The following is a 6,056-nucleotide window of genomic DNA, read 5'->3' on the forward strand; positions in this document are numbered from 1 at the left end:
CTCAATCGGCCTCCGATGTCAGGCTGCGCGTCGCCGCGACAAACCAGTCGGGCTGCCGGTTTCGGATCTCGGCCGCCGCGCGTTTGGCGACATTGCCGGTCTCGAACAGGCCGAAGCATGTCGCACCCGATCCGGACATGCGTGAAAAACCCGATCCGGCCTTATCAAGCCATGACAGCGCCCTGCCTATGGCGGGCTGCATCGCAAGGGCAGCGGGCTCGAGATCGTTGCGGGTGACCTCCAGCCAGTTGCGCAGGCTGTGAAAATCGATGCGGCGCGGCAGCGGCGGCAGCGGTTCGTTGTCGCGACGCGAGAGCGCGTTGAATACATCGGCCGTCGAGACGGGCGTACCGGGATTGACCAGCACCAGTCCGAGCGCGGAAAAATCCGGCACCGCCGACAGCTCGTCGCCAATGCCGCGTGCGACCAGCGGCCTGGCCGCCAGGCACATCGGCACATCGGCGCCAAGCGACAGGCCGATCCCGGCCAGCGCGGTGCCATCCATGCCCAGATCCCAAGTCTCGGCCAGCCCGCGCAACACGGCTGCAGCATCGCTTGAACCGCCGCCCACGCCGGAAGCGACCGGCAGGTTTTTTTCCAGCTTGATCGAGACCGGAGGGGTTTTCCCGGGCCCGGCTGCGCTTCGCAGCGCGTCGCGCGCCTTCAGCACCAGATTGCTGGTGTCGAGCGGAACGTCCGGCGCATAGCGGCCGGAGACGGTGAAATCGTCGCTGTCGGCGGGTGCGATCTCGATCCGGTCGCCGAACCGCGTGAACACGGCCAGGCTTTCGATCAGGTGATAGCCGTCGGGGCGCCTGCCGGTGACGTGCAAGGCGAGGTTAATCTTGGCGGGCGCCGCCCATGTCCGGGCAAGCCGGCCGCCATCCAGGGTCTCGACTGCGAGGGAAATGCGGGTCAGTCCTTGGCCAGCCGGTATTCACCGGTCTTGGGATCCTTGACCAGCGTTCCCATCGCTCCGTTGGCCGCCTGCTTTTCGGTGCGCCGCACCTTGGCGGTCACGCGCTCGGCTTCGCGGATGAACGTGCGGTAGCCGAAATAGGCAGCGACGCCAACGACGGTGAAGAAAATGATCTGCGGCATATCAAAACTCCTCCCACGCTGGGCCGCCGAAGGCGGCCGGTCGGGCCGGTTCATGCCTGTCGCCCAAAAATGTGTTCGGTTTTGGGAAAACGACAGACATAAGACTTCAACCACCTATGCTAGACGGTTCCGCCGGCTTTTCAAAGCCCGAAGCGCGCCCAAAGCGCGCGCTCTTCCGCCGCATCGATCACGCTGCTGGCTGCCGCAGCGGCGATGTCGGGCGCCGAAAAGCCCAGTCTGGAGCCGAACAGGCCGAAGCGTCCGAACAGACCGCGCGGCGCCGTGACCAGCCGCAACTGCGTCTTGGCCCCGAACCGGGTCTTAAGCACTGTGCGCATGTCACCCAGCGCATCGACAAGACCGAGCTCCAGGCCCCTCTTGCCTGTCCAGAACAGGCCGGTGAACAGGTCCGGATCGTCCTTGAGCCTTGTGCCGCGGCGTTCCTTGACCAGATCGATGAAGGTCTCATGCACTTCCAACTGCAACGCCTTCAGCCGCTCGACGTCCTCCTTCTTCTCCGGTTTGAACGGATCGAGCACCGCCTTGTTCTGGCCGGCGGTGTGCACGCGGCGTTCGACGCCGATCTTCTTCATCAACTCCGGGAAGCCGAACGAGGCCGAGACCACGCCGATGGAGCCCACGATCGAGGATGGATCGGCGAAAATCTCGTCACCGGCGACCGCGATCATGTAGCCGCCCGAGGCCGCGACGTCCTCGACGAAGACCAGCACCTTCTTGTTCTTCTCCACGGCCAGGTCGCGGATGCGCTTGAAGATCAGCCGCGACTGCACCGGTGAACCGCCGGGCGAATTGATCGAGAGGGCGACCGCCGGCGCGTCGGAGGAAAAAGCCTTCTCGATCAGGCCGGCAGTGGAGGCCAAAGACAGGCTTGGCCGGAACTGGCCGCCGCCGGCCATGATGGTGCCGTGCAGCCGGATGACCGGAATGGTGACGACGGTGGAGCGCCAGGATTTCGGCAGCAGACGGTTGAAGAGGCGTTTCACGGTGGCGTGGTCTCCGGTCGATGGGCAGCAGGCATGTAGGGATTTCCCGGCCAACGGCAATGTGGCTGGGCAGAATAGCTTAGTCTCCGAACAGCGAGGCAAGACCGTTGGTGATCATTTCGCTGCGCTCGTCGGGGCCGTTGCCCGAACTCGCATGAAGCATCAGCGGCGGGCGGATGGCGAGCTTTCCCCGGGCGCCCAACGCCGCCCGCAGGACGATACGGATCGCGGCGGCGTCGGGGCGAGGATGGACGGCAAGCATCTCGGCATCGCCGAAGCGGCCTGATATCGCGTCGAGAATGGCGCCGAGCTGCTCGGGTCGGGCAATGACGGCAAGTCCGCCGCGCGGTCTGACCACTGCCGCGGCACTGCGGATCCAGCTTTCGAACAGCCCGTCCTCCATGACATGGGCTTGCCGTCTCAACTGGTCGGGCGTGGCGCGATCCCGCGCGGCGTTGAAGGGCGGGTTCATGATGACGAAGTCGAAATCATTGTCGGCAAGGCCGGCCTCGGCCCTGGCCCGGCCCGATACCGTAACATCGGCCGTGAGCACGCGGGCGCGGTCGCTGAGATGCGCATTGCCTGGATGGGCAAGCGTGGCCGCGGCGAAGGCCGCCATTTCCGGCGCGCGTTCCACAAGCACCGCTTCGGCAGCCGGGCAGCGCGACAGCACGGCGAGGCCGGCAGCACCTGCTCCAGCGCCGAAATCGGCGAGGCGCCCGCCGAAGGCCGATGGCACGGATGCTGCCAGCATCATCGCATCCATGCCGGCGCGGTGGGCGCCATGCTTGGGCTGCACGAGCCAGAAGCGGCCGCGATGGAAGGCATCGACCGTATGGGCCGGCGTGTCCGGGCCAAGGGTGTCAAGAGCAGGGGCGGCTGGCGCGGCCGGCATTATTTTTCGCGGATTTCGTTGGCGATGCCGGCGTCCGTCAGGATGCGCCGCGCTGCGTCGGCCTGGTCGGCGTCGACCATGACGCGCCGCGGCAGGATGCCGATCGAGCCGTCGAGCACGCTCATGTTCTGGTCGGCGACGAAGCAGCCTATGCCGGCATCGCGCATCAGCGATTCGACAAAGGAGATGATCACGGCGTCGTTGGTGCGGATGAGTTCTATCATCGGGCGAAACTCTCAGTTTGCGGCTCTGATGTAAACGGGCAGCGGATTCCAGGCATCTCCGGCGCTCCCGGCCTATCTCTGGGCGAAGTGGCGTTTCAGTCTGGCGATCTCGTCCGCCGACCAGCCTTGAACGTCCGTCACCTCGATCCAGGCATCGATATAATGCTCCGGCGCATAGACGTGGCCATGGCCCATCGGCATGGTCGCGGCACCGGCCATGTCGACCGCGAGCTGAAGGAAGGTCACGATCGGATACCAACGCAGATCGGCGGACACATCAGGTCCGCGTGGCTGTGCCATCCAGTCGGGCCTTCTGTAGAACGAGCTCGGCTCGAAGAAAGTCACCGCGTCGCTGGCATATTGCAAATAGACGATGCGCATCGGTCCCCAATGCGCGCCGGCAATGTCGAGCGCGTCGTTCTGGTTGGTGAAGCGCACATAGGAGCCGTCGCGAAAGCGCGGCAGCCATGCCGGCGACCCCGGATTACGATTGCTGGTAATCGAGCGCCAGATGCGGCTCGAATAGGGCGGTCCACTCCACAATGCGCCCTGATACGGGTCGCCAAGCACCTCGAACAACTCGTTGGACTGTTCGGAGTTCATTGCGCCGAGACTGAGCCCATGCAGATAGAGCTTGGGGCGATGGTTCCTGGGCAGGCTGGTCCAGTAGCCATACACCTCCTTGAAAAGCGCCCGCGCGGCCTCGCCGCCATAGCCGGGCTCGACCATCAGCGACAGCCAGCTCGGCAGATAGGAATATTGGATGGCGACGCTGGCAACGTCTCCGCCGCGCAGATATTCGAGCGTATCGATGGCCGCCGGGTCGATCCAGCCGGTGCCCGTCGGCGTGATGATGACCAGGATCGAGCGGTCGAACGCACCGACGCGCTTCAACTCGTCCAGCGCGAGCCTCGCCCGGTCTTCCGGCGTTTCGGCGGAGCGCAATCCGGCATAGACGCGGATGGGATCCAGCGCATCACGCCTGAGGAACGACTGCAGCTCCTGTTTCGTTGGGCCGGTTGTTATGAATTCCCTGCCGGTCCGGCCAAGATGCTCCCAGTCGATCAGCGAGGCGGCGCTGCCGGTCTTTGCCGGGTCGCTGGGCTGCTGGATCGTGTCTTCCACAAGGGCGTCGAGCTGCTTGTAGGAGCTGTCGGCGACATGGAGTGCGTATCGCAGCAGGACGCCGTTGATGATGCTGCCGAACAAAAGCACGGCGATCGAAACGCCGGCGGCGATCGCTATGCGCCTGGGGATGAAGCGGGCGAGCCTGCCGGCGACAAACCGGAATGTGACCTGAAACAGCCGCGCCAGCATCAGGACGATGACAAAGGCGGCCAGCGCGATCAGGCCGACCCGGAACGGCTGCGCGCTGTCAACCGGCGCCAGCTGCATCAAGGTCCGGATCGAGTTCTGCCAGTCCGAGGCCCGCCAGAGGAAGATGAGCGCGATGGCCGCGCAGACCGCGGCCGCGGCCAGCTTGATCGGGCGCGCCTTGCGCGGCCCGGGCGAAGGAAGCTCCAGATAGGTCCACAGCCAGAGGCCGAAGACGCCGATTCCATATCCCACCGCGAAGCAAAGACCGGAAAGGATGCCTTGTATCAGCACGGCGCGCGGGTTGAGCGATGGAGTCAGCGATGCCGCGAAGAACAGGGTGCCGACGAGCAGGCCCACCGTCGAGAACATCTGCCAGAGCCGGATTATCCAACCTCGCATCATCGGCCGCGCTCAACTTCCTTTCGGCGTCTGTTGACAGGCTGTCATCGTCGCCGCGCCAATTCGCCACTTGCCGTGGCCGTGTCCGCCGACCTAGAGTCCATCCTGGGACTAAGGGTGCCGTCGCACGCGTTATACCAAGACGGGAGTGATTGTCGTGGGTGTCGTTCTCAATATGGAAAATGGGAAGCGGGAACCCGCCTCCATCAAGGAACTCATCGATCTGACGGCGGCCGATATGGGGCGCGTCAACGAACTGATCCTGTCCAAGGCCGGCTCCGACGTCGAGATGATTCCCGAAGTCGCCAACCACCTGATCTCCTCTGGCGGCAAGCGGCTGAGACCAATGCTGACGCTCGCCGCCGCGCAGATGTTCGGTTATGCCGGCGAGGGCCACGTCAAGCTCGCCACCTCGGTCGAGTTCATGCATACAGCCACGCTCCTCCATGACGATGTCGTCGACGAGAGCGGAATGCGGCGCGGCAAGAAGACGGCCCGCATGATCTGGGGCAACCAGGCGAGCGTGCTGGTCGGCGACTTCCTGCTCGGCCAGGCCTTCCGCATGATGGTCGATGTCGGTTCGCTCGAAGCGCTCGACATCCTGTCGAGCGCCGCCTCGATCATCGCCGAGGGCGAGGTCATGCAGCTTGCCGCCGCAAAGAGCCTCGAAACCACCGAGGACGAGCATTTCGCCGTCATCAAAGCCAAGACGGCCGCCCTGTTTTCGGCCGCCGCGGAAGTCGGTCCGGTCATCGCGCAGGCGACCCGCAACGACCGCGCCGCCCTGCGCTCCTACGGCATGAACCTTGGTCTCGCCTTCCAGCTTATCGATGACGCGCTGGATTATGGCGGCACCAGCAAGGACCTGGGCAAGAATGTCGGCGACGACTTCCGCGAGGGCAAGGTGACATTGCCGGTCATCCTCGCCTACCGCCGCGGCAGCAAGGCCGAGCGCACCTTCTGGAAGCGGGCCATCGAGGAGAACGTCACGGACGATGCCGGGCTGGAAAAGGCGATCGGCCTGATGACCGGCCATGGCGCCATAGCCGACACGATCGGGCGCGCCCGCCATTTCGGCGAGATCGCCCGCGACGCGCTGGCACCGCTGGAAGAGAC

Annotated in this window: 7 protein-coding genes; 1 reads left to right on the forward strand and 6 read right to left on the reverse strand. The window is 64.9% G+C overall.

Annotated elements, in window-relative coordinates; all coding sequences use genetic code 11:
* Nucleotide 1: 1 nt before the first annotated feature.
* The 6 genes from J0I79_RS24095 to J0I79_RS24120 all read right to left on the reverse strand — a co-directional run bounded on the left by J0I79_RS24095 (nt 2) and on the right by J0I79_RS24120 (nt 4,910).
* A complete protein-coding gene (locus J0I79_RS24095; RefSeq protein ID WP_292865059.1) occupies nt 2-889 on the reverse strand; it encodes a 4-(cytidine 5'-diphospho)-2-C-methyl-D-erythritol kinase in 888 nt (295 codons plus the stop codon).
* Nucleotides 890-915: 26 nt separating this feature from the next.
* Nucleotides 916-1,101: a membrane protein gene (locus tag J0I79_RS24100; RefSeq protein ID WP_027023000.1), complete on the reverse strand. Its 186-nt coding sequence runs from the start codon at nt 1,099-1,101 to the stop codon at nt 916-918.
* Between the two features lie 140 nt (nt 1,102-1,241).
* Complete coding sequence (locus tag J0I79_RS24105; protein ID WP_292865036.1) at nt 1,242-2,105, reverse strand: S49 family peptidase; 864 nt, start codon at nt 2,103-2,105, stop codon at nt 1,242-1,244.
* 79 nt (nt 2,106-2,184) lie between these two features.
* Complete coding sequence (locus J0I79_RS24110) at nt 2,185-3,000, reverse strand: methyltransferase (RefSeq protein WP_292865039.1); 816 nt, start codon at nt 2,998-3,000, stop codon at nt 2,185-2,187.
* Nucleotides 3,000-3,224 carry a DUF2007 domain-containing protein gene (locus J0I79_RS24115; RefSeq protein WP_292865042.1) on the reverse strand — a complete coding sequence of 75 codons (225 nt, stop codon included), beginning with the start codon at nt 3,222-3,224 and terminating at the stop codon, nt 3,000-3,002. The genes J0I79_RS24110 and J0I79_RS24115 overlap by 1 nt, the downstream gene beginning before the upstream one ends.
* A gap of 72 nt (nt 3,225-3,296) precedes the next feature.
* Nucleotides 3,297-4,910 carry an alpha/beta-hydrolase family protein gene (locus J0I79_RS24120; protein ID WP_292865045.1) on the reverse strand — a complete coding sequence of 538 codons (1,614 nt, stop codon included), beginning with the start codon at nt 4,908-4,910 and terminating at the stop codon, nt 3,297-3,299.
* A gap of 187 nt (nt 4,911-5,097) precedes the next feature.
* On the opposite strand from J0I79_RS24120, the gene J0I79_RS24125 reads away from it, so the two are divergent.
* The coding region (locus J0I79_RS24125; RefSeq protein ID WP_292865048.1) for a polyprenyl synthetase family protein at nt 5,098-6,056 on the forward strand (959 nt) is incomplete at its 3' end.

The sequence above is a fragment of the Mesorhizobium sp. genome (genome assembly GCF_017306585.1).
GTDB lineage: Bacteria > Pseudomonadota > Alphaproteobacteria > Rhizobiales > Rhizobiaceae > Mesorhizobium.

Excerpts from the sequence above, each read along its gene's own strand:
- J0I79_RS24100 (WP_027023000.1), bottom strand. The coding sequence starts at position 1,101 with ATGCCGCAGATCATTTTCTTCACCGTCGTTGGCGTCGCTGCCTATTTC.
- J0I79_RS24110 (WP_292865039.1), bottom strand. The coding sequence starts at position 3,000 with ATGCCGGCCGCGCCAGCCGCCCCTGCTCTTGACACCCTTGGCCCGGAC.
- J0I79_RS24115 (WP_292865042.1), bottom strand. The coding sequence starts at position 3,224 with ATGATAGAACTCATCCGCACCAACGACGCCGTGATCATCTCCTTTGTC.
- J0I79_RS24120 (WP_292865045.1), bottom strand. The coding sequence starts at position 4,910 with ATGTTCTCGACGGTGGGCCTGCTCGTCGGCACCCTGTTCTTCGCGGCA.